We start from the raw sequence: 21,828 nt of genomic DNA, 5'->3' as shown, positions 1-21,828 counted from the left end.
ATAGAATTTGCACGACACTGTGATATGACTATTTTTATCTAGTCTATAACGTGAGAAAACAATAAATCAGCCGAAGATTCTTGAATGCTTTACCAAAATCTCCAGATCGTTTTTGTGTAATCTGGAGATTTTTCCGTATATATGGCACATTCGTTGATTCGCAACGCAAAATACGTTACAATAAAGCCGAGGTGATAACCATGGAAAAAACGATGACACTGAATCTTCGTGTCAACCCTACTGTCAAGCAGCAGGCCGAAGATGTGTTGAAGCAGCTCGGTATCCCGATGGCAACCGCCATTGATATGTACCTGCGCCAGATCACCCTGACTGGCGGCATCCCCTTCTCGCTGTCCCTGCCGAAAGCTCCTGCGGCTCTGAACGCTGACACCATGACCGATGACCAGCTTCATGCAGCTTTGCAGGTGGGCATTAAGGAGATTCAGAACGGTGATACTGTGGATGCTGCAAGCGCATTCGCACAGTTCAGGGAACAGCACAGATGAAGCAGTATGACGTAAAAATTTCCCATGCAGCCCTCAGCGATATGGAGCAGATCTACAGCTATATTGCCGACCGTCTGCTGGAGCCTGACACGGCTATGGGGCAGTATAACCGCATTGCGGAAGCCATCCAGTCGCTGAACATCCTGCCGGAACGCTGTGCGCTGGTGGAAAGCGAGCCGGAGCGCACCCAAGGGCTGCGGCAGATGTTGGTGGACAACTACTCGGTATTCTACATCGTGGGCGAGGATGCCGTGTCGGTGGCTCGTGTGCTGTACAGTGCATCTGACCTTGTGCGCCGCCTGCGAAGAATGAAGTGAATCCCAACAACCAAAAAACGTGGGGCGGTACCTTTTACAGATACTTCCCCACGTTTTCTTATATCATCTTAAAATGCTTCAGTGCTTCCCGGATGGTGCTACGGCCCACGCCGAACTTTTCGCCCAATTCGAATTCATTGGGCAGCTTTGCCCCCGGTTCGATGGGGGTATCCAGAATGTAGTGATAGATCTGATCTTCGATCTGTTCGGCCAGAAGCTTGTTTTTCAAGTGTGAAAAATCGTTCATGGCTTTCTCCCCTTTTGTACAGCCTATGGGTCAGGGCCTTCCGCTTCCGGCCCTTTCCATCGCAGCCTTCCGGGCCTTTTTGCAGCGGTACATCTCCCGGTCGGCTTGGTCTTTCACAGCCAGCAGATCCTCCCCCGAAATGGGTGCCGACCCCATGGACACTCTGGGCAGACAATGCACGACCTCGCGCCGCAGTGCCAGCTGACGCTCAAATTCCTGCGCGCACCGGGCCTCCCGGTCTGCGTTTTTCAGCAGCACACAGAACTCGTCGCCGCCGATGCGGTAACAGTAGCCGCAGTGGGCATAGGCTTTTTTGATGCAGCGGGCGATCTCGGCTAGGCAGACGTCCCCCTGTAAGTGGCCGTAGCGGTCGTTGACCTGCTTGAAGTCGTCCACATCGAACACCACCAGCACCCCGCCGCTGCGGCGCATCTCTGCGGTGCGGTTCAGGTAGCTGTTCTGGTTCAGCAGCCCGGTGAGGGCGTCCAGCTGGTTCCACATCTCACTGCAATAAATAAAGTACAACACCGACAGCAGGGTAACGCACAGCCATGTAACGTGGAGGCTCGGCAAGGCCACCTGAATGATGGTCTCGATGGTCAGAAAGAGCATCAGGGGGTAGATCAGCGCCCGGCTGCGGTTCTGAAACTCCCGCGCCGTGACGATGGTGGACGCCGAAAGGTACACGATGGCCGCAAGGTACATCAGGATGTAAATGCAAAAGCAAGGCCCGCGGGAATAGACGTTGTCTTCGCTAACGGAGAACACCAGCCCGGCAGGGATGGACAGGGCAAGGAACAGCAGGTAGCCCCCCTCGCAGCACACGGCCGCCCGGAACCAGAAGTTCACCATCTTTTTTCGGTCCATGACGTACACTAGGCAGAGGGACACCGCTGGGGAGAGGCCGAACCCCAGATAGTTGGACAGGATGTTCAGCCAACGGTAGCCCGCCGGTGCGCCATCCACCGCCAGCGTCACCACCTCCAGCACCGAGATCCCCGCGATCAGCGCAAAGGCCAGAAAAAATCCCCGTTTCTGCTTCTTGTTCAGGGACTCGCTGAACTTTGTGAGGATGCACATGAAGCTCAGCACAAAAAGGTCAATGGCCGTCAATACATAAAAATAACCGTTCATTGTAAGACATTTCACCTTTGGATTTCTGTAATCAAGGCACGTATATGCTGTTTTAGTATATCACGTTGCAGTGCCTTTCTCAACCATGGTCCGCGTTCTCTCACATTTTCGCGGCCAAAGGCCCCCGGAACGCTTCATCGGCGGCTTTGCTTCCGTTGTTCCTGTCGGGACAGGGCGCAGACCACCTCGATATGCTCACTGTTCGGGAACATATCGACCGGGGTGAAGCCTTCCGCGTGGTAGCCTTTTTTCGTCAGGAGGGCGAGGTCCCGGGCCATGGTTTCCGGGTTGCAGCTGACGTAGACCACCCGCTTCGGGGCCATGCGGGCGACGCTCTCGATGAACTGCGGGGTCGAGCCCTCGCGGGGCGGGTCCATGAAGATGACGTCGGCCCGCTCCCCGGCAGCCGCGGCGGTGCTGATCCACTCCGTCGCGTCGGCGGCGAAGAAGCGGGCGTTCTTCACGCCGTTGTGCTTGGCATTGCCGATGGCGTCGTGCACCGCGTCGCGGTTCAGCTCCACGCCCACCACCTGCTTTGCCTTGTCGGCAGCGGTCAGTCCGATGGTGCCGATGCCGCAGTAGGCGTCCAGTACCACTTCGTTTCCGGTCAGCTTGGCGGCATCTACGGCAAGGCCGTACAGCACCGCCGTCTGCACCGGGTTCACCTGATAAAAGCTGCGGGGGCTGAGGGCGTAGGTCTTGCCGCAGAGGGTATCCAGAATGAAGCCCTTGCCGTATAGCACCTTTTCCTGCTCGCCCAACACGACGCTGGTGCGGCGGGGGTTGTAGTTCTGGACCACGGTCGTCACGGGGACGCTGCGCTTTTCCGCCTCGGCGAGGAGGGCGCGGACGAAGTTTTTTGCGCCCGGCAGCACCGGCTGGGCTGTGACCAGCACCACCATCACCTGCCCGGTGGCGACGCCCCGGCGCAGCAGACAGTGCCGGAGCAGCCCGGTGCCTTTGTCCTCATGGTAAGGCTGGTATTTGCAGGCCGCTGCCGCTGCGCGGACGGCTTCCATGACCGTGTCCAGCACCTCGTCTTCCAGCAGACAGCGCTCTACCGGCAGCACTTTGTGGGTCTTGGTGGCGTAGATGCCGGAGACCAGTTTTCCACCAAAACCCATTGCAAAGGTGGAGATCACTTTGTTGCGGTAATGGGTCGGCGTTTCCATCCCCCGGATGGGGTGCACCGGGCCATACTTGCCCAGCAGGGCGCGGACTTTTGCCTCTTTTTGTTTCAGTTGTTCCGGGTATGGAACTTCCAGCAGCGGGCACCCGCCGCAGTTTTTGGCGCGATTTTTGCAGGTCATACTCTATCTCTCCTCATCTTACGTCTTCCTTCGTACAACCTCTCCGTCAATGCTTCGCATTGCCACCTCCCCTAGTAGGGGAGGCCTTGGCATTCCCCGCAAAGTGTTCGGTTTCGCCAGAGGCGAGACTGAGAGGTTTAGCCGTAGGGGTCATACAGATCATATTCCTCGGCCTCGGCGTGTTTTTCTTCGAGCACGGCGATGGCCTGTTCGAGCTGGCTTTGGGAGCAGCCGCTCTCGCTGACGAGGGCACGGACGGCGGCGGCGACATCCCCGCCGAAAACGGCGTCCAGCCGCTCCCGCATAATCCAGACGCTGTAGGCGCGTTTCGTGATGGTGGGCGTGTAGATGTTGCGGTTCTGGTCCTTGCCGCTCTTCACCCAGCCCTTCGCTTCCAGCCGGTAGAGAAAATTGAGCACCGTGGCCGGTTTCCATCCTTTTTCGGCCAGACGCTCCCCGATGTCCCGCCGGGATGCGGGCGGTTTGCAGCTCCACACGGCCAGAAGCACCTGTTCCTCCGCTGCCGAGAGCGGTTTCAGGCTGTCCGAGAGGCCATACACTGCCATCACCTCTTCCTTTTTTGATTTTACATTCGTCTTTGTTTTGACCAGTATAGCAGTTTTTTCCGTTTCCCGCAAGCCGCGCTTTTCAGGCAGAATGCGGGTCTTTCAGCATATTTTTACAAATGTCTTTATTTTTGTATTTATATTAAGGACATTTGTGTGTTCTGTGCTTTCAGGGTGCGGCCAGATGCCACATCTTTGTGCAAAGATGCTCTTGTTTTCGCACCCCCAAAACCATTATACTACGGACAAATCCAGAGCACAATGCCGCCGACCATCCGGGCGGCACTTGATAGGAAAGGGAGAGTTCATTATGGCACGAGTTTACAACTTCAGCGCAGGGCCCAGCATGCTGCCCGAAAAAGTCCTGAAACAGGCACAGGCCGAGCTGCTCGAATACGGCGGCAGCGGCCAGAGCGTGATGGAGATGAGCCACCGCAGCAAGTGGTTCGACGCCATCATCACCGAGACCGAAGCCACCCTGCGCCGGGTGATGAACATCCCGGACAACTACAAGGTCGGTTTCTTTCAGGGCGGTGCGACCCAGCAGTTCGCCATGGTGCCGCTGAACTTCATGACCACCGGCAAGGCCGATTACCTCGTTACCGGCAACTTCTCGAACTTGGCCGCCAAGGAAGCCGCCAAGTTCGGGGAGGTGAAGATCGTTGCTTCCAGCAAGGACAAGAACTTCACCTACATCCCGGACGTCAACGCCATCGACTACGACAAGGATGCCAGCTACATCCACATCTGCCAGAACAACACCATTTTCGGCACCCAGTACGTCGAGGTGCCGCAGGTGGAGGGTGTGCCGCTGGTGGCGGACATGAGTTCCATGATCCTCTCGAAGCCTGTGGATGTGACCAAGTACGGCTGCATCTACTTCGGCGTCCAGAAGAACGTTGCCCCCGCCGGCATGGCCATCGCCATCGTGCGGGACGACCTGCTGGGCCACGCGGCGGACACCGTGCCCACCATGATGAATTACACCACCCTGCTGGCGAAGGACAGCATGTACAACACGCCCCCCTGCTGGTGCATCTACATGACCGGTCTGGTGCTGAAGTACCTCGAAAACGACATCGGCGGCCTTGCCAATATGCAGAAGATCAACGAGGCCAAGGCCAAGGTGCTGTACGATTATCTCGACGGGCAGGACTTCTTCCAAAACCCCGTGGAGCACCGCTACCGCAGCACCATGAACGTGACCTTCACCAGCCCCGACCCCGACATGGACAAAAAGTTCTGCGCCGAGGCTGCGGAGGCCGGGTTCGTCAACCTGAAGGGTCACCGCCTTGTGGGCGGTATGCGCGCTTCCATTTACAACGCGATGCCCCCCGAAGGCATTGACAAGCTGGTCGATTTCATGGAGAAATTCCGGAAGGAGAACGCCTAATGTATACCGTCAAAACGCTCAACGCCATCAGCCCGGTGGGGCTGGCAAAGCTGAATAAAAATCTCTTCGACGTCTCGGTGGACACCGACACGCCGGACGGCATCCTTGTGCGCAGCGCCGACCTGCTGAACACCGCCTTCAACGACAACCTGCTGGCCATTGCCCGCGCCGGTGCCGGTGTGAACAACATCCCGCTGGACCGCTGCAGCGAGCAGGGCATCGTGGTCTTTAATACCCCCGGTGCCAACGCCAACGCCGTGGCCGAGCTGGTCATCGGGATGCTGATCGCGGGCAGCCGCAATGTGCCCGCCGCCGCCCAGTGGACGCAGGGCCTTGCGGGGGATGCCGCCATGGCCAAGAGCGTGGAAAAGGGCAAAAAGCAGTTCGTCGGCAACGAGATCAAGGGCAAGACGCTGGGCGTCATCGGTCTGGGCGCCATCGGCTCCCGTGTGGCCAACTGCGCCATTGCGCTGGGCATGGAGGTCTACGGCTACGACCCCTACATCTCCATCGACGCCGCATGGAACCTGAGCAGCCAAGTGCACCACTGCGTGAACCTGAACGACATGCTCCCGCTGTGCGACTACCTCACCATCCATGTGCCCTACCTGCCCACCACCAAGGACACCATCAACGCCCAGACCCTTGCCCTGTGCAAGGACGGCGTGAAGATCCTGAACTATGCCCGCGGCGAGCTGGTGAACACCCCCGCCCTGCTGGACGCGCTGGAGGCCGGCAAAGTCTCCGGCTACATGACCGACTTCCCCACCGAAGCCCTGCTGGGCAAGGCGGGCGTCATCTGCACCCCCCATCTGGGCGCTTCCACCCCGGAAGCCGAGGACAACTGCGCCGTCATGGCCGCGCTGGAGATCAGCGATTACCTCAAGAACGGCAACATCACCCACTCGGTGAACCTGCCGGAGGTGGTCCAGCCCCGCGCCGGCGGCAAGCGCATCTGCATCATCCACAAAAACGAGCCCGGCATGATCAGCCAGATCACCGCGCTGACCACCGAAGCGGGCCTGAACATCGAAAACATGGTGAATAAGAGCAAAAAGAACATGGCCTACACCATGCTGGATGCCACCGGTGCCGTAAATGCGGCGCTGGCCGAAAAGCTTTCCGCCATCCCCGCCGTCATCCGGGTGCGCATCCTTTGATCTCTGACACTCTCCATTTCCTATATTCCTGAATCGCTGCCGCAAGGCAGCAAAAAAGCCTGAGACCTGCCTCACAAGTCTCAGGCTTTTTTGTGTTCAGACCCCCGCAAAGAGGACAGCGCGGCCGTTTTCCTGCGCCGTCTGCATCGCGAAGCGGACGGCATCCCGGCCCGTCATGGGGTCCACGATGCCCATGGTCACCCGCCGGTCCCGCTCTTCCCAGAAGGGTGCGGGCAGGGCGGTGAGTTTGGCCTTTGCCGTCCGGGTCTGTCCCGGCAGCAGTTCCGGCAGCGAGATGCCCAGCGGAACCTTTTCCAGCGTGGTGCCCTCTGCCGTTTCCGCGTAGAGGTTCACCGGCCAGTCCCAGTAAAAGGGGGCGCTGCCCTCGTTCGCAAGGGTAACGGTCAGCTCCATGCCGCCCGGCACCCGCCGCCACGCCGCTTCCGTCACCCGCAGCCGGTAGCCGAGGGCCGACAGCACCGCGTCGTACCCGGTCCGGTAAGCGGCATCCGCCGTTTTGGGGCCGAGGAAGCTCATGTGGGATCTTTTCACGAGGGAAAGAGTCTGGTCAAGGCCGGTCTCCAGAAGCTGTTCCATGGAGATGCGGCTGGTAAGTTCCCCGCCGATGGGGGCGGTCTGCCACGCATCCGGCATGGGCGAAAGGCCCGCCGGGTCGCCCTCATACCAGCCGCCGTTTTCGATCCAGCCCAGCCACTCGGCGGTGTCCCCGGCGTGGCCGGTCATGTCGTTGTACAGGCCGAAGCCCTGCCCCGCCGCCCCGCGGAAGGGGCGGCGCACCAGCAGCTTTGCCGCCGGGAAGGCTTCCCGATACAGGGCCATATACCGGTCACGGACCGCTTCCTCCGGCAGGGGCACCAGCCCCTCGCCGGACTTTACGTGCCACTCGCCCCAGTGGCCGAGGCTGCCCAGCTCCACATAGCTGACAAAGCCATCGGCCCCGAACCACTCCCCCACCGCCCGCAGCAGCGCCGCGTGGGCCGCAAAGAAGGCCGGGTCGGCGTAATCGGGCGAGTAGCCTTTGCCGTAGGAGAGATCGTACCAGCTGCCGTTCCCGGTTTTTTCGTAGAGCCAATCCGGGATGTCGAGGTGGGCTTCCGCCCCCGGCTCGTCGCAGAGAATGCGGAGGACCAGATGCACCCCTTGCTGCCGCAGGGCATCGAGGTGGCAGGTCTGCTGGATGGCCTCCCACGCATAGACGCCCTCTTCCGGCTCCAGCTCCCGCCACGTCAGGCCGAGGTAGCGCAGGGTCACAGCCGGCTCGTCCGGGCCTGTATCCAGCACACCGGGCGCATAGCCGATCTGCGCATTGGGGAAGGCCGTTTCGTCCGGCTGGTACACCGCCGTGTGCTTCCGCCCGGCCCAGAGCAGACACCCCGCCAGCAGCAGACAGGCTGCGGCCGCCGCGGTCCGGCGCTCAGCCATGGTACTCGCCATTGTACTGGATCATGGTCACGTCCTCCACGCCCTCAATGCTGCGCAGCCGGTCGGTGACCTCACTGGCGTTGTCCCGGCAGCAGACCTCCACGGCCAGCTCGGTGCCCTCGGCCCGGAGGGTCTTCGATTTGACGGCGAACTTGTTCCGCCCCAGCGCCCGGACGATCTCGTCGCCGGGCTTTTCGCCCTGATAGTGGAGCACCGCCACATAGCTGCGGCCCGCCGTCTGCCAGCGGGAGAGGAAGACCACCACCCCGATCATCACCGCCGACGCCGCCACGGCCAGCAGGTACATCCCCGCGCCGGTGGTGATGCCCGCCGTGATGGACCAGAACAGATAGAGCAGGTCCAGCGGGTCCTTGACCGCCGTGCGGAACCGCACGATGGACAGTGCACCCACCATGCCCAGCGAGATGACCACATTGGAGCTGATGGCCAGCGTGACCATACATGTGAGGACGGACATGCCCACCAAGGTCATGGCGAAACTGCGGGAAAAGATGACCCCCGCGTAGAACCGCTGGTACACCCAGTAGATCAGCACCCCCATGGCCAGCGCCGCCAGCAGGGCCCCCGCCATCTGGGGCACATTGTACGGGCTGAAGCCTTCCAGCACCGATTTCTTGATAAAGTCCTTGACACTCATAGCTGCGTTCCTTTCCCTTCTAGTCGTTCCAGCCGGAAAACCCGTGGCGGTAGGCCGTTTTGTCCGCACAGAGGACATATTTGGACACTGCCGTCCACTCCTGCGCCTTGGGCGGCAGGAGCTGGCGGAGAACTTCCGGCAGAAACTCGGTGAACTTTACTTCCAGCACCAGCGTGCCGGGGTCCAGCACCGGCAGGGTGGGGAGCTTTGGGTCAAACAGATTCCAGCCGCCCACAGCGGCCCGGACGTTCTGGTCAAAGGTGATGCGCACGGTTCCCTCGTCCAGCACCCACGCCTCCCGCTCGTAATCCACGAGGACGCGGGGACGCAGGACATGGGAGACGCACTCCACATAGAACTCCCGGCAGAGGTTCTGGGGCGACGCGAGGAGAACGCCGTAGTCCCCCCGCAGGATGCGCTCCGTTTCCTCGCGGGTGAGGGCGGCATCTTCCTTATAGATGTAGCTGCCCACCTTCTTTTTTCGCTCCAGCTTAATGACGGCATCGCTGCCGTCGTAGATGCGGATGCGGTACTTTTTGCGCAGGAAGACCCCGGCCTCCTTCTCCCCATAGGCGGAGTTCCACCAGTCGTCGAAGTAGAGGCTCCGGATCCGGTAGCCGCCGGGCTTTGCGTGGGCATCCCGGCGCAGCAGCGGGGCCAGCCGCAGTTCCAGCGCCGCCTTTTCGGCATACGAGATGCGGTACTTCAGCTCGTGGCGGTACACTTCGCTCCGGCGTGTTTTCGGCGGAGCGGCCCGCTGCAAAACGGCGGCTGCGTGCGGTTCACTCATCGTAAAAATCCTCCGTCACGCTGCCGTCGGCCTCCACGAAGAAGCTCTTCATGCCGTAGGCTTTGCCGGTCTCCATCACGTAGTAGTCGAAAGCATCCTGTGTATAGCCGGACTCGTTTGCGGCCCGCACCCGCAGGAAGTAATGCCCCGCCGGGAGGGCATAGACCACCGTTTCCGGCAGCCGGATGTTCTCCTCGGTCCAGAAGGTCGTGGTGAACCGGTAGTCCTTCGCCAGCTCCGCCGTATAGGTGATGTCCTCGGCGGCAAAGTCGAAGGAGGCGTCCCACATCAGGCGCAGCTCGTCGCCCTGCGGCTCCGGCACCCCGATGTAAAAAGGCATGGGCTTTTTCAGGCTTTCCCGGTACGCTTCCCGGTTCTCGGTGATCTCCTTGTGCAGACTGTTCGCCACCCTGTCGTATTCCTCCCGGCTCAGCGGCTCGTGGAGAAGATCCGGCTGCTGCCAGACGAAAGGCTCCACAAGGCTGCGGTAGCGCGCCGTCATCTCCCCGATGCGGTCCGCGCTGAAGTACCGGAACAATTCTTCGATGGCGGCGTCCAGCTCCTGCCGGAAGCGCTTTGTCTGCAGACAACGGCGGAAGAGCACATTGCCCCAGTAATTGCTGACGCCCCGCTCCCAGCTCAGGCTGTCGGAGTAATTGCGGTACTCCCACTCGGTGCGGGAGAGCATGGCGTCGTTGTCCCAGTCGAGGATGTACCACCGCTTGCTGTTCAGCGGGCTGTAGAGGTACATATTCCGGCTCTGGGTGTCGGTGTTGCCCAGCAGGATCTGGAACGCCATCCAGTAGGCGATGTTCTCGGTGTCGAAGGTCGTTTCGAAGAGGTCTTCCATCGGGGAGGTCTCGTCGTTCAGCACGTCCAGCATCTCGATGAGCTTCTGGTGGTCGTCGCTGCCCTTGATCTCCAGAAGCTGCTCAAAGGCCGTTTTGTCATAGGCCGGGTCGGTCTTGAGCCGGATCACATCCCCATAGCGCAGGAACTCAAAGAAGTTCACCTTATAAAGCTGGCCGTTCTCATCCAGCCCGTGCGCCCGGAGGGTCGTTTTGTTGAGCTGCTCCACTTGGGTGTACAGCCCGTGATCCACGAAGGAGGCCCCAGCGGTCTGGGTCTTGTCCTTGACGTAGAGGTGGACGAACTGGGTGCGCAGCCCCATCATCTGCGGGATGCCCCGGATGAGGTCATAGGCCATCTTGTTGCGGAAGCGCAGCCCGTCGCCCTGATGCTTGTTCAGCGCCACGGTCCGCTGGCCCCGCCAGCTCCCCTTATTCTTTTTCAGCTTGATCTTGTAGTTTTTCTGGGCATTCCGGCTGGAAGTCTGGCCCCGGATCTGCACCGTGGCGTTGGGGACCGTTTCGCCGTAACCCACCTCCGAAGCCGCCGGGCCGCTTTCATCCCCCACTTGGAGCAGCCCCTCCACCTGATAGCGGGGCACCTGCATGGCCTCGTAATCGTAAGCAGAGTAGGAATTGATCTGTTCCCATGTGTGGTCGGTGTTTTCGGCCTCAGTGCCGCGGGTCACGGTGAGGTACATGGTCACCACGCCGCTGTCGTCGTAGACGGTGTACAGCGCGTCGTTATCCCGCAGATGGAAGCCGGTGTCCGCCATTTTTTCCACCGGTTCTGCCTTGGCGGTGGAAAATCCATTGGAAGACGCCGTTTCCTCCGCCGGGAGCACGCTGCACCCGGCGCACCACCCCGCCAGCGCGGCCCCCAGCAGCAGCACCGTGCGGCGGGGGAGTTTCCGTTCTTGCATTTTTCAAGCCTCCTTGTCCTTTTCCTCCGCAGCCGCGAGGGGCTGCTGGCCCAGAATGCGGTAGGGCAGGTTCCGGGTGAACCAGTCCAGCCGCAGCAGCGCGGCCAGAAACAGCACCGCCGCCCCGGCCAGAAAGCCAAAGCCGTAAAACGCCGGGTCGAACCGGAGCGAAAGCGCGGTGCCGCCCCCGGCCAGCACCGCAAAGGCTGCCGCCGCGCCCAGCGCGCCCTTATAATCGGTAAAGTAGAGCAGGATGAGCAGGACGGTGTTTCCCACCGCATACAGCCCATACCCCGCGCAGAGGGTGCGGAGACAGCCGTGCATCAGGTCATTGAAGCCCAGCGGCAGATACCCCAGCACCAGCGTTTCCAGCGAGATGACCGCCGCCGTCGTAAAGAGCTGCTTGAGGGCCGTATAGTACAGTTCCCGGTTCAGCACGGCCAGCATTTCTTCCTCCGCCGCCTTGATATCCCCCACCACGCCGCCGTCGTTGAACAGGCTGTAGTAGGTGCGGTAGCGCGGGTAGAACTGCACCTCCACCGAGACGACGAAGTTCACCGTAGTGGTGAGGATGCTCAGGAAGGCCAGCAGAGCGGGCACATCGTAATAAGGGGCACCATAGAACAGCCCCTTCACCTGCACGCCGAGGGGCCCCAGCCAGACGATCACAAGGTGGGCAAACAGGCCGAGATCCAGCAAAAGACCGGTCAGCGCCAAGGTGCGGTAGCGCTTTACCCAGCGCAGAAACCGCCACGGGCTGCCCTCCCGCTCCGGGAAAAAGCGGCACAGCAGCCGCACATCCAGCCCCAGCATGACGCCGTAACCCAGCGCCGTGGCCGCGAGGAAGCCCTCCACCACCGGCACGCCGAGCCAAAACACCAGCACCCACCCGGCCCCAAAGGCCGCGCCCACCGCCGCCGCAAAGGCGATGAGGATGCCGCGGTACTCCTTCAGGGCGGTCAGGTAGCTCATGGCAGTCCAGCAGACGACAAGCTCCGCAAAAAGCCACAGACAGAGCAGCCCTTGGCAAAAAGTCGCGCCGGATGCCAGCAAAAACGCCCCGTACCCCCCACAGCCCAGCGCAAGCTGCACCGCGCACGCCCCCGCAAAGGAGGGCAGCACCCGCTCGGCCCGCTCTTCGTACAGCTGGTCGGCCACGAACCGGGTGACCGGCATCGAGAAAAAGCTCGTCACCGTCAGCGAGGCGAGGAGGGTGTAGGTCACCATACAGACGAGGAGATCCCGCGCAGCGCGGGGTGCCCCCGCCCAGCCGCAGAGCAGCAGCAGCCCCCCTTGGAGCAGCACCCCCAGCAGCATGGGCCCGGTGCAGATGATGCCCGCGTAGCCGTAGGCCCGCAGCCCCGCCAGCATCCCCTTGCGCCGGAACAGCTTTTTCAGTTCGAACCCAATTCCAGCCATAGTTCCTCCGATTCCGTTTCCTTCTCTTTCTGCGCCGTGGCTGCCGTTTCGGCGTAGAGAGCCCGATACCGCGCCAGCATCTGCTCGTGGCGGTAGCTCTGCGCCACCCGCTGCTGGCCGATGGCCCCCATCCGCTGCCGCAGCGGGCGGCTGACGCAGAGCTTCTCCATGGCGTCAGCCAGCCCCTGCCGGTACATGGGCGGCACGCAGAACCCTGCCGCACCAAGGGTGTCGCCGGGGGTTCCTTCCAGCAGCTCCCGGCAGCAGCCCACATCGGTGGTCACGCAGGGGCGGCGCGCCGCCAGCGATTCCAGCACCGAGAGGGGCTGCCCTTCCGAAATGCTGGTCAGGATGGTAAAGTCCAGCTTTTGCAGGTAGGCCGCAATGTCCACCCGCCCGGTGAAGCGGACGTTCTCCAGCCCCAATTGTTCGGCCAGCGCGTAGCACTCCCGCGCGTATTCCTCGTCGTCCACGCCGCCCAGAATGTGCAGCCGGACATTTTTGCACCGGGCGCTCAGTTCCAGAAAAGCGTAGAGCAGGGTCTTGATGTCCTTGATGGGGGCCAGCCGCACCACGGCCCCGATGTCCACCCATCCGTCTTCGGCTTTGGGCGGGATGGCGCAGAATTTCTCGTAGTCCACCCCGTTCGGGATCACGATGCACTTTCCCGGTTCGCACCCCATCCCGATCTGGATGCTGCGGGCGCGGGGGAACAGGCTCGTGACCCGGTCCGCCTGCCGGTAAATTTGTTCCGACAGCATATAGAAGAACCGCGTCCACCGGGCCTTGAAATCCGGGGCCACCCACTCGGCCCGGATGATTTCCTCCTCCCGCTCACGGGTGTAGATGCCGTGTTCCGTGAGCAGGACGGGGCGGTGGCGGACGCTGCCGCCAAGGCACGCCAGCAGCCCGCCGTACCCGGTGCAGATGGCGTGGTAGCAGTCCGCTTCGGGCACCTCGCCCGTCATCAGCCAGAGCACCGGCAGCAGCATGGAGCGGACGGTGTGGAACGCATCCGCAAAGGCCGTGTAGGGGTACTCCTCCTCGCACAGCTTGGTGAACAGCGCCATAAACTCCCGGCTCTGCAAAACGGCAAGCGGGTGGGCCCGCTTTTCGTGGAACAGGCGGAACAGAACCTCCCAATCCGGCGCCCCCAGCCGCACCAGCTCCCGCAGGGCCGCGCATTCTTCGGGCGTGAAGTGCACCGGCGGGGCACCGCCGCGCAGCCGCAGCGCGTCGTCCAGAAAGACTTCGTGCACCTCGGCCACATTGGCGGGCAGCTCGTAGACGAATTTCCCGCGGTCGGCCGCTTTTGCCCCGATGACCCAGAGGATGAATTCGTGCTCCGGCATCGCGCGGATGCAGCCGTGCATCCATGTGGACACGCCGCCATATACATAAGGATAGGACCCTTCCAGCACCAGACAGACCCGCATCCTTCATTTCTCCTTTCGTTCCATAGTCACGATGGGCCCGTCGGCCCGCAGCAGGTAGAGATTTCCGGTCAGGTGGGTCAGCTTCCCACCGGACACGCTGCCGGGGGTGCCGCCGTTGGCCCGGAACAGCAGCCACGCCTCATCCGCAAAGTTGCCAAGACGGAGCGTCCAAGCATCGGCCCCACTCTCCAAGCGGACGGTCAGGGCCGAAAACCGCTGGATGGCCCCGGCGCACTCGGTCGCCGTCTGCATCCGCAGGGCAGACGCGGCGGCGGTGAGCCACTCCAGATAGTCTTCCAGCCCGGTCTTGTACACTTCCCAGCCTTCCGCCGCGCCCCGATCCACGTCCAACAGGTCGTCCGGGTGCATGAAGTGGGTGCTGACGAAGTGGAGGTTCAACTCGCTCAGCGCGGCGGTGCGCATGTAGGTATCCCCCACCATGCTGCCCGAAACGATGCGCGGCTCCTCCACGACACCGTCCTCGGCCACGCCGAACTCCTGCACATAGGGCAGGTCGGTGCCGTCCTCCAGATAGGAGCTGGCAATGGTGCGCACCTGCGGCACCCGGCTGCCCAAGATCGCGCGGCCAGACGCCGACAGGATATTGGACGGCGGCACATACACCGACCCGGACGCATAGGGCAGCACGGCTTTCTGGAAGCTCGTCAGCTCGTCCATGGCCGCCACGATGGCGTCGGCGCTGGGCCACTGCCGATAATCGTACCGATCGCCGTAGTCCGTCTCCGGCAGCACCAGCGGCTGATGGTTGTAGCCGTGGAAGCCCAGCTCCCCGCCCTGCCGCAGCAGCAGCCCGCCATAATACTGGAACTGCCGGATATTGCGCTGGCGGGTGGGCGGGGCCTCGGTGTCGTCGCCGTAGTTTTCGATCATGACGCCGGTGTACCGGATGCCGTACCGTTCCGCCAGCCGGACAAGATCCGGCCACCAGACTTTTGCGTAAAATTCCGCGATGCTCAGCCCGTATTGCTGGCGGATGTACTGGCCGTCACCCTCCGGCACTGGGGACGGGAAGTCGTCCAAAAAGAAGACCGCGCTGTTGAGCACCGGGTAGGCGCACGCATTCCCCAGCAGACTGTAGGAGGCCGCGTAAAAGCCCCGCATCACCTTGTCATAGACGCCGATGTTGTCCACCACGATCCGGCCCTTGCCCAGTTCCGTGCTCCACACCAGCGGCACGCCCTCGTCCCCGGTGACGGCATAGACCGTGGCATCGTCCCGCAGCTGGACCCCCAGCGCCGATTCGAATGGGTCGCTGAGTTCATACCGCTGCCCGCCGCCCAGCATGAAGCCCGCGGCGGGAACGATGCTCTCGGCCACCTTGTTGCTCCATGAAGAGGACAGCACCCCCAGTTTCTGCGCCACGGTGTCGAACGCGCCGGATTTTTCCAGCGTCATAGCAAAGAGGACGTTTCCGCCCTGCTCCACCCAGTCCATCAGGTCCAGCAGCCGCAGACCCAGCGTGTCGAGGTCTGCGGCCAGCACCACGACGGTCTGGTAGTTTTCAAACGCCGGAAGCACCTCCTCTTCGGCGAGGTCGGCCACGGCGGTGGGCACTTTCATGTCCAGCAGCATCTGCTGGAACTGCGCCCGCGCCTCGTCCCCGCCGTCCACCGTGCTGTCGCAGAGGAGAAGGCAGGTCGGCGTCTCACCGGTGGCTGCCTCCTCCTTGGTCAGCCCAGTATCCAGCAGGTTGAGCCGAAGATGGGTGCCGGTGTACTGCACGCCGCTGCGCTCAGCAAATAACGCCGCCGCCATCAGCCCGAACACGAGCCAGACCACCAGCAGCTTCTGCCACCGGAACCGCAAAAACCAGCTTTGCAGCCGCCTCATGGCTGTCCCCCTCCCTTCCAGAAATCCACCTCCCGCCGCCCGGCGGCGCTCAGGTAGACCTGCGCGCGCTCCATCTCGGCCAGCCAGCGGGCCAGCTCGGCCCCGTCCTTCCGGGCGGCGGCGCTGCGCAGCCGCAGCAGCCACGGGGTCTCCCGCACCGGCCAGCGGGCGGTCAGTTCCGCCAAGGTCTGCTCGGCGGCGGCGTACTCCGCCAGTTCCAACTGCACCTTGGCCAAGCGGCACCCCAGCCCGTACTGTTCTTCCTTCGGCTGATCGGCCAGCTGCATCTTCAGCAGACGTTCGAGCTGCTGGCGCTGCAGCTGTGCCGCCCGGCCCTGCGCCAGCCCCAGCGCAAGGGAGGCTTCCAGCGCGGCGGCGTATTCCGCCAGCACCGCCGGGTCCTTCGGGTCGGCGGCGAACCGGGCCGCGTGCCGCTGCAGCGCCGCATCCGCCTGTTTCGAGATCTGGGCCATGGCGGTGGCCGCGTAGTGGACCACCTCGCTGTCGTCGTTGAGGCGGGCCTGTTCCAACAGGTCGTAATACTGCACCGGGTCATCCGTCAAGACCGAGAGGATCAGCTTCCGCCGCTGCTCGGCAGAGTCCAGCAGCAGCGCCTCTTCCAGCGGCACGGTCGAGGCCGCATCCTCCCGGTTCTCCACCCGGATGCTCCGATGCAGTTCATCGTCCACCCGGAAGGGTTCCATCCGGAACGGTGTCTTCTCCCTCCGGCTCATGCCCGCACCTCCTGCCGCCGGGGCCGCTTTTCGGGCAGCGGCTGAGCCGCCCGTGTCATCGCGGTCTCCACCAGCCCGCACAGGATGCGGAATAGGTTCTGGTAGTGGAGCGAGAGCTGCTCCCCGCCCGCATCATACAGCAGCACAAGGGCCCGGAGCTTCCCGTCCACCCGCACCGCCGCGCCGAACATCGGCAGCCCCGGCGTCAGGGTCCGGTTGACCCAGACCTCTTCCTGTTCCAGCGTCTGCACCAGCGCGGCGAGGGCCGGGCCTTCCAAAAAACGCGGAGCCTCGGCCCCTTCGCTGCACGCGGCCCGCTTGGCGGTGCGGCCCGCCGCGTCCACGAAATAGAATGCGGCGCTGCGGTTTTGGAACACATCTTCCAGCAGCTCCACGGTCTTTGCGGGCAGCTTGTCCGGCGGTGTCTCGTTCAGTGCCCGCGTCACGGCGTACACCTTGCCGAAGCTGTCCCGGCGGCCCAAGATCTGCCGCCGAAGGGAGCGCTTGTCCTCCATGACGTCCTGATAGAGCTGCCGCACGAACCGCAGCCGCTCTTCCAGCAGACGGCATTGCTCCTCGGCGAAGCGGACATTTTCGGCGCTGCGCAGCTGCACATAGCCGCAGACCGCCCCCACCACAAAGTAGACGAGGAAAGCCAGCCAGTTGGAAGGCTCGTAGAAGAGTAGCAGCGGCGAAGCCCCCTGCTCCCAGTAGCCGACCGCCAGCGACGCCGACGCCAGAAGTGCCGCAGCCACCCCGGCATTCAGCCCGTAGACATTGGCTGCCAGCACGATGAAGGCCAGCCGGAAGTCCACCACCCGGAACTGCGCCTGTGAGCCGGTCAGCTGCACCAGCAATTCCGTAAATCCGAAGGATGCCACGATCTCGGCTGCTTCCAGCAGATGCCGGTGCCGCTCCCACAGACCGCCGAGCCGCTGGCCCCATGTCCGGCTGTGGCGGGCGTGGGTCTCGGTCCGGAACAGCCGGGGCAGATCCTCCTCCAGCGAGTACCGGGGGAACCACCCGTAACGGCAGCGCAGCACCCCGTCGTCGGGCGGGTAGGTGCGGATGAGGTCGGTGCCGTAGGTCATCTTCAGGCCCGGATGCAGCGCCTTCCACGCCTCCCCCAGTTGCTCGTAGTTCAGCGCAAAGACCACCGGTGCGGTGAAGCTCTCCCACTCCGGCGTCCAGTTGTCGAACACCCGCAGCACCAGCTCGGAAAGATCCTCCATGCAGAGGGCGAACACCGGGGCCAGCGCCTGTTCATCGAAGTGCAGCTCACCGTCCCGCATCCGGGTCAGCAGCCCGGCGATGCCCGCCGGGGCCCCGGTGCCGTCGCAGCCATATAAGTAGGGCAGGTGCAGCACCTTGATCTGCACCTTGCTCGTTTCGGCGTAGTGGCGGCAGAGTGCTTCCGCCGCCTGTGCTACCACCGTTTTGCCGATGGCCGGGGTCAGCACCGCCTCCGGCCCCGCCAGATAGAGCAACTGGCTTTCCCGGTCGCGGTTGGCTTGCAGCACCCGCCGCAAACGATCCAGCTCGCCCTCCTGCTCGCTGTGGGGCGTCAAGTATTCCGAAAAGTAGACGATGCGGTCAAATTCGTAGCTGTCCACCAGTTGCCCGATCCGCTCCTTGTTGTCCAGCGTGATGGCCCGCAGCTTGGGCGGGTGGGGCTGCCCCCGCCCACAGGTGATGAGCACATGGTCCTCAGGGAACGCCATCTCGACCCATGCCTTCGTCACAAAACAGGTGTTCCCGGTCAATAGAATCTCCACTTCCAGCTCCTCCGCGTTCCTCCCAAAATTTCCCCGGCCCGCCCGGTCTCCGGTCCGGGTGTTCCGTTAGGGCAATTATAAGCAGAATCGTACCGCAGGTCAACGAAAATCGTGCGACAAATCGTTCGTTTTTGTAAGGTCATTCGATCGTTTGCCAGTTTTTGCCAGCTTGTTCATGACCGTTCGACCGCTTTTCTGCGCAAAAATCGGGCAAAAAAATTCCCGCAAAGCTGGCTGCAAGCTCCAGCTTTGCGGGAAGGTAGTATCCTATGATCGTTTCTTAAAAGGTGCTGAGCAGCCGCTCCCCGGCCCCGCCACTGACGTACAGCGTTTTGCGGCTGACCTGATTATCCAGCGGCTGACCGGCTGCGTATTTCTTCAGGTTGTGGACAAAGATGTCCGCGATGTTGTCCAGCGTCTTGGGCAGACTGAACCCGCCGGACACATGGGGCGTGATGATCACCCCCGGCTCACGCCAGAGCGGGTGGTCTCTGGGCAGGGGTTCCGGCTCGGTCACATCCAGCGCCGCGCCGAAGAGCCGGCCGCTGTGGACAGCCTCATACAGCGCCATGTGGTCCACCACGCTGCCCCGGCCCACATTCATCAGGATGGCACCGGGCTTGCACTTGGCGATCCGCTCCCGGTGGAACAGATGCTTCGTCTCCGGCGTGCCGGGCAGACTCAGGGCCACAAGGTCGGCTTCGGGCAGCTCAGCGTCCATCTGGCTTTGGGGCACCACCCGCAGACAGTAATCGGGGCAGGGGGTGTCCGGGTGGACCGTGCGGCGGACGCCCACCACCTCGGCCCCCAATGCGTGCGCCCGGCGGGCAAAGTTCGAACCGATGTCCCCCATGCCGACGCAGAGCACCCGCGAACCGTACACGCTGCGGACGGAGTGGCCGGTGGGGGCCCATTCGCTGCGGTTCTGGCGGTCACGGTAGAGGAAGAGGTCCTTCTGCAGCCCCAGCCACATGCCCAGCATCCACTCGCTGATGGCAAGACCGTAAGCCCCGGTGGCATTGGTGACCACACAGCGTTCCGGCAGCACACCGGGGGCCAGATAAGCGTCCGGCCCGGCCGTATTGGACTGGAACCATTCCAGACGGTCGTTCTGCCGGATGAGTTCCACCGGCACATTGCCCAGTACGGCATCGGCCCAGCGGACGTCCTCCGCCGTCACGTCCGCAGGGACGGTGAAGCGAAACTCCGCTTCCGGGGCCGCTTGCTGCATCGCCCGTTTCTGCTCTTCACGGAGCGGCAGACAGACAAGGATCTGTTTCGACATGGTATCTTCCTCCCAGTGGTTCAGTTTTTGGCTTTATTGTACGCCCGCCGGGGAAAAAAGTCAAAGCCGCCGGGCAGCGGGTGCTGCTCAGCGGCTTTGGGGCTGTTTTTCGAAAACGATCAGAACTTGAACAGGTTCACGATCCGCTCCCACAGGCGGGTGAAGAAGTTGCCGGACTGGGTGGTGGTCTCGGTCTCGGCGGTGTTGGTGGCAGCGGCCACGGTCTCGCCGGTCTTATAGACGAACTTCACGTTGGAGGAAGCCTCCTCCGGGGCACCGGCAAAGCTGGTGTAGCTCTCCAGACGGTCGGTCATGGCGTCCAGCACGGTCTTGAGGGCGTGGATCTGGTCGGTGTCGAGGGAGCCGGTCAGCTTGGAGATGCCCTCCTCGTTGAACTGGTTCAGGCCGTCCGCCAACCGAGTGGAACCGTCGGCAAGCTGCCCCACACCATTGTTCAGGGTGGTCACACCGTCGTAAAGGGTCTTGGTGCCATCGGCCAGTTGGGCGCTGCCGTCCTTAGCGGAGTGGGCACCGTCCGCCGCAGCGGCCACGCCGCCGGTGTACTGGCCAACGCTGGAAACGAAGAGCTGGATCTGAGAAAGGCTGGTCTTCAAAGCGCGGACATTGGCGATATCCTCGCTGTTCTCGGCCTGAAGCTTCAGCTCATCCTGCACGGTCTGCTTGGCCTCGGCGCTGGTCAGCAGGTCGATCAGGCCGCAGATCATCGAGGGGTCGTACTTCTGCATCAGGCGCAGAGCAGCCTCAAGGTCGTGGTTGGTCTTGGTGGCGGAGAGGTAGAGGGCCAGATTGAGCTGGCTGTCCTTGAAGCTGGGTTCCTGCTCCCAGATGGTGCGAACCATCTTCTTGCGGGCAGCGGCCAGCGTCTTTGCGTTCATGGTCAGCACTTCGTCGATGACGGACTGGTAGTTGTCCCATGTCATCGGGGTATCGATGAGGCCGCCCTCCATCAGGCTGCTGTTGGCCGAAGCCAGCACGCCGTCAGCGACCTGCTGGGCGGCGCTGTTCAGGGCGTCGTTGTTGGAGGTCAGGGTATCGAGGCCGTTGGTCAGTTGGCCAAGGCCGTCATTCAGGGCAGCGGCACCGGTGTTCAACTGAGAAGCACCGTCCAGCAGGGCCAGCGTACCGTCGGCCAGTTGGCTCACGCCGTCCTCCAATTGAGAAGCACCGTCCATCAGCTGACTCATGGCGTCGTTGAGCTGCTGGATGCCGTCGGTCAGCTCGTTGATGCTGTCAAGGTCGAAGACATTGTCGGTGCCAAGGGCATCGGGGCTGGTGGCAGCGGCCAGCATGATCTGGGGCGCGGCGAGGTTCTCCACATCGGCTTCCACGGTCACGCTGTCCTGCAAATAATCTTCCACAGCGGACAGGTCATCGGGCAGCAGACCGCTCAGGGAATCCTTGACGCCGGGGAGGCAGACAAAGGCAGCCACGTTGCTCTTAGCGGCGGACTCAACGATGCCGTGGTCTGCGTTCAGGTTGGAGGCGTCTTCCCCGAAGATGACGCCCACCGCCGTGACCAGCGGGGTCACGATGGTGCGCTCCTTGCCGTTGACGGTCACGGTGCCGGTCTCGTAGTTGGTCAGATCCACGGTGATCTTCAGGTGGCCGCTCTTGCCGATCAGGTTCTCAAGGCTGTCGGTGGTGCCGTCCAGCGTGTAGGTCACCTTGGCACCGATGGGCAGGGCCCGGTCGGTGTCACCCTTGTAGTAAACATCGGTATCGTCGGTGTTCCAGACCAGCTTCTCGCCGTCCTGCGTAAAGGCGGCGTCGCTCTCGGTGTTCTGGATGTTGGTCAGGCTGGACACATCGGTGACGGAGGACAGCCCCCCGGCGTTGTACAGGTGTTCGCTGACGGTGGTGCTCTGGACCGAGCCGTCGGCGTTCATCACAACATAGACATTTTCGGATTTGGTAAAGGAAGACGAACTTGCCGCAAAGGCAGGCATCGTCATACCGGCGGCGAGAGTCAGCGCCAGCGCCGCACTGGCGATACGAAGCGATTTTTTCATGGT

At 62.5% G+C, this 21,828-nt stretch carries 19 protein-coding genes; 4 read left to right on the top strand and 15 right to left on the bottom strand.

Going from position 1 to position 21,828, the window contains the following annotated elements; all coding sequences use genetic code 11:
• Window positions 1-212 precede the first annotated feature (212 nt).
• Together C4N23_RS11425 and C4N23_RS11420 are read left to right on the top strand one after the other, a co-directional pair.
• Window positions 213-506 carry a type II toxin-antitoxin system RelB/DinJ family antitoxin gene (locus C4N23_RS11425; RefSeq protein ID WP_120120645.1) on the top strand — a complete coding sequence of 98 codons (294 nt, stop codon included), beginning with the start codon at window positions 213-215 and terminating at the stop codon, window positions 504-506.
• Window positions 503-823, top strand: a complete 321-nt coding sequence (locus C4N23_RS11420; RefSeq protein WP_015537812.1) for a type II toxin-antitoxin system RelE/ParE family toxin — start codon at window positions 503-505, stop codon at window positions 821-823. The genes C4N23_RS11425 and C4N23_RS11420 overlap by 4 nt, the downstream gene beginning before the upstream one ends.
• Window positions 824-881: 58 nt before the next feature.
• On the opposite strand, the gene C4N23_RS11415 is transcribed toward C4N23_RS11420, so the two are convergent.
• The 4 genes from C4N23_RS11415 to C4N23_RS11400 all read right to left on the bottom strand — a co-directional run bounded on the left by C4N23_RS11415 (window position 882) and on the right by C4N23_RS11400 (window position 4,080).
• Window positions 882-1,070: a FadR/GntR family transcriptional regulator gene (locus tag C4N23_RS11415; RefSeq protein WP_425349593.1), complete on the bottom strand. Its 189-nt coding sequence runs from the start codon at window positions 1,068-1,070 to the stop codon at window positions 882-884.
• 30 nt (window positions 1,071-1,100) lie between these two features.
• A complete protein-coding gene (locus tag C4N23_RS11410) occupies window positions 1,101-2,204 on the bottom strand; it encodes a GGDEF domain-containing protein (RefSeq protein WP_112146161.1) in 1,104 nt (367 codons plus the stop codon).
• Window positions 2,205-2,338: 134 nt separating this feature from the next.
• Complete coding sequence (gene rlmD, locus C4N23_RS11405; protein WP_112146159.1) at window positions 2,339-3,514, bottom strand: 23S rRNA (uracil(1939)-C(5))-methyltransferase RlmD; 1,176 nt, start codon at window positions 3,512-3,514, stop codon at window positions 2,339-2,341.
• Window positions 3,515-3,651: 137 nt separating this feature from the next.
• A complete protein-coding gene (locus tag C4N23_RS11400) occupies window positions 3,652-4,080 on the bottom strand; it encodes a BlaI/MecI/CopY family transcriptional regulator (protein ID WP_242983781.1) in 429 nt (142 codons plus the stop codon).
• A gap of 310 nt (window positions 4,081-4,390) precedes the next feature.
• Here C4N23_RS11400 and serC point away from each other — a divergent pair, with 310 nt between their 5' ends.
• Both serC and C4N23_RS11390 read left to right on the top strand, forming a co-directional pair.
• Complete coding sequence (serC, locus tag C4N23_RS11395) at window positions 4,391-5,473, top strand: 3-phosphoserine/phosphohydroxythreonine transaminase (RefSeq protein WP_097839971.1); 1,083 nt, start codon at window positions 4,391-4,393, stop codon at window positions 5,471-5,473.
• The gene (locus C4N23_RS11390; protein ID WP_112146157.1) at window positions 5,473-6,633 is read left to right on the top strand and encodes a phosphoglycerate dehydrogenase; all 1,161 of its coding nucleotides are present in this window, start codon (window positions 5,473-5,475) and stop codon (window positions 6,631-6,633) included. Before serC ends, C4N23_RS11390 begins: the two co-directional genes overlap by 1 nt.
• A gap of 96 nt (window positions 6,634-6,729) precedes the next feature.
• Here C4N23_RS11390 and C4N23_RS11385 read toward each other — a convergent pair whose 3' ends face one another.
• The 11 genes from C4N23_RS11385 to C4N23_RS11335 form a co-directional block, all read right to left on the bottom strand.
• The gene (locus C4N23_RS11385) at window positions 6,730-8,076 is read right to left on the bottom strand and encodes a DUF4832 domain-containing protein (protein ID WP_181567124.1); all 1,347 of its coding nucleotides are present in this window, start codon (window positions 8,074-8,076) and stop codon (window positions 6,730-6,732) included.
• Window positions 8,069-8,734: a DUF4956 domain-containing protein gene (locus tag C4N23_RS11380; RefSeq protein WP_055187589.1), complete on the bottom strand. Its 666-nt coding sequence runs from the start codon at window positions 8,732-8,734 to the stop codon at window positions 8,069-8,071. The genes C4N23_RS11385 and C4N23_RS11380 overlap by 8 nt, the downstream gene beginning before the upstream one ends.
• A 19-nt stretch (window positions 8,735-8,753) precedes the next feature.
• A complete protein-coding gene (locus C4N23_RS11375; protein WP_112146153.1) occupies window positions 8,754-9,524 on the bottom strand; it encodes a polyphosphate polymerase domain-containing protein in 771 nt (256 codons plus the stop codon).
• Window positions 9,517-11,295 (bottom strand): CotH kinase family protein, encoded by a 1,779-nt coding sequence (locus C4N23_RS11370; protein WP_112146151.1) that lies wholly within the window; start codon window positions 11,293-11,295, stop codon window positions 9,517-9,519. Before C4N23_RS11370 ends, C4N23_RS11375 begins: the two co-directional genes overlap by 8 nt.
• Window positions 11,296-11,298: 3 nt before the next feature.
• Window positions 11,299-12,714, bottom strand: coding sequence for an exopolysaccharide Pel transporter PelG (gene pelG / locus C4N23_RS11365; RefSeq protein WP_112146149.1), 1,416 nt, complete (start codon window positions 12,712-12,714; stop codon window positions 11,299-11,301).
• Complete coding sequence (gene pelF / locus C4N23_RS11360) at window positions 12,690-14,150, bottom strand: GT4 family glycosyltransferase PelF (protein WP_112146147.1); 1,461 nt, start codon at window positions 14,148-14,150, stop codon at window positions 12,690-12,692. The genes pelG and pelF overlap by 25 nt, the downstream gene beginning before the upstream one ends.
• 3 nt (window positions 14,151-14,153) lie before the next feature.
• The gene (locus C4N23_RS11355) at window positions 14,154-16,001 is read right to left on the bottom strand and encodes a DUF2194 domain-containing protein (protein ID WP_112146144.1); all 1,848 of its coding nucleotides are present in this window, start codon (window positions 15,999-16,001) and stop codon (window positions 14,154-14,156) included.
• Window positions 15,998-16,735 carry a hypothetical protein gene (locus C4N23_RS11350; RefSeq protein WP_055187599.1) on the bottom strand — a complete coding sequence of 246 codons (738 nt, stop codon included), beginning with the start codon at window positions 16,733-16,735 and terminating at the stop codon, window positions 15,998-16,000. The genes C4N23_RS11355 and C4N23_RS11350 overlap by 4 nt, the downstream gene beginning before the upstream one ends.
• Complete coding sequence (locus C4N23_RS11345; protein ID WP_146746486.1) at window positions 16,732-18,510, bottom strand: NAD-dependent epimerase/dehydratase family protein; 1,779 nt, start codon at window positions 18,508-18,510, stop codon at window positions 16,732-16,734. Before C4N23_RS11345 ends, C4N23_RS11350 begins: the two co-directional genes overlap by 4 nt.
• Window positions 18,511-18,790: 280 nt before the next feature.
• On the bottom strand, window positions 18,791-19,795 hold the full coding sequence (locus C4N23_RS11340) for a D-2-hydroxyacid dehydrogenase (RefSeq protein ID WP_112146139.1): 1,005 nt from the start codon (window positions 19,793-19,795) through the stop codon (window positions 18,791-18,793).
• A 119-nt stretch (window positions 19,796-19,914) separates the two neighbouring features.
• Window positions 19,915-21,825, bottom strand: coding sequence for a hypothetical protein (locus tag C4N23_RS11335; RefSeq protein WP_112146137.1), 1,911 nt, complete (start codon window positions 21,823-21,825; stop codon window positions 19,915-19,917).
• Window positions 21,826-21,828 lie beyond the last annotated feature (3 nt).

The sequence above is a fragment of the Faecalibacterium hattorii genome, from assembly GCF_003287455.1.
Lineage (GTDB): Bacteria > Bacillota > Clostridia > Oscillospirales > Ruminococcaceae > Faecalibacterium > Faecalibacterium hattorii.
Note: the sequence above shows the minus strand (reverse complement) of the source record. Positions and strands in the feature narration are given on the sequence as shown.

Coding starts and splice junctions, on each gene's coding strand:
- C4N23_RS11375 (WP_112146153.1), bottom strand. CDS start 9,524: ATGAGTGAACCGCACGCAGCCGCCGTTTTGCAGCGGGCCGCTCCGCCG.
- C4N23_RS11370 (WP_112146151.1), bottom strand. CDS start 11,295: ATGCAAGAACGGAAACTCCCCCGCCGCACGGTGCTGCTGCTGGGGGCC.
- pelF (WP_112146147.1), bottom strand. CDS start 14,150: ATGCGGGTCTGTCTGGTGCTGGAAGGGTCCTATCCTTATGTATATGGC.
- C4N23_RS11415 (WP_425349593.1), bottom strand. CDS start 1,070: ATGAACGATTTTTCACACTTGAAAAACAAGCTTCTGGCCGAACAGATC.
- C4N23_RS11400 (WP_242983781.1), bottom strand. CDS start 4,080: ATGGCAGTGTATGGCCTCTCGGACAGCCTGAAACCGCTCTCGGCAGCG.
- C4N23_RS11340 (WP_112146139.1), bottom strand. CDS start 19,795: ATGTCGAAACAGATCCTTGTCTGTCTGCCGCTCCGTGAAGAGCAGAAA.
- C4N23_RS11420 (WP_015537812.1), top strand. CDS start 503: ATGAAGCAGTATGACGTAAAAATTTCCCATGCAGCCCTCAGCGATATG.
- C4N23_RS11425 (WP_120120645.1), top strand. CDS start 213: ATGACACTGAATCTTCGTGTCAACCCTACTGTCAAGCAGCAGGCCGAA.
- rlmD (WP_112146159.1), bottom strand. CDS start 3,514: ATGACCTGCAAAAATCGCGCCAAAAACTGCGGCGGGTGCCCGCTGCTG.
- C4N23_RS11380 (WP_055187589.1), bottom strand. CDS start 8,734: ATGAGTGTCAAGGACTTTATCAAGAAATCGGTGCTGGAAGGCTTCAGC.
- C4N23_RS11350 (WP_055187599.1), bottom strand. CDS start 16,735: ATGAGCCGGAGGGAGAAGACACCGTTCCGGATGGAACCCTTCCGGGTG.
- C4N23_RS11410 (WP_112146161.1), bottom strand. CDS start 2,204: ATGAACGGTTATTTTTATGTATTGACGGCCATTGACCTTTTTGTGCTG.
- C4N23_RS11335 (WP_112146137.1), bottom strand. CDS start 21,825: ATGAAAAAATCGCTTCGTATCGCCAGTGCGGCGCTGGCGCTGACTCTC.
- pelG (WP_112146149.1), bottom strand. CDS start 12,714: ATGGCTGGAATTGGGTTCGAACTGAAAAAGCTGTTCCGGCGCAAGGGG.
- C4N23_RS11390 (WP_112146157.1), top strand. CDS start 5,473: ATGTATACCGTCAAAACGCTCAACGCCATCAGCCCGGTGGGGCTGGCA.
- serC (WP_097839971.1), top strand. CDS start 4,391: ATGGCACGAGTTTACAACTTCAGCGCAGGGCCCAGCATGCTGCCCGAA.
- C4N23_RS11385 (WP_181567124.1), bottom strand. CDS start 8,076: ATGGCTGAGCGCCGGACCGCGGCGGCCGCAGCCTGTCTGCTGCTGGCG.
- C4N23_RS11355 (WP_112146144.1), bottom strand. CDS start 16,001: ATGAGGCGGCTGCAAAGCTGGTTTTTGCGGTTCCGGTGGCAGAAGCTG.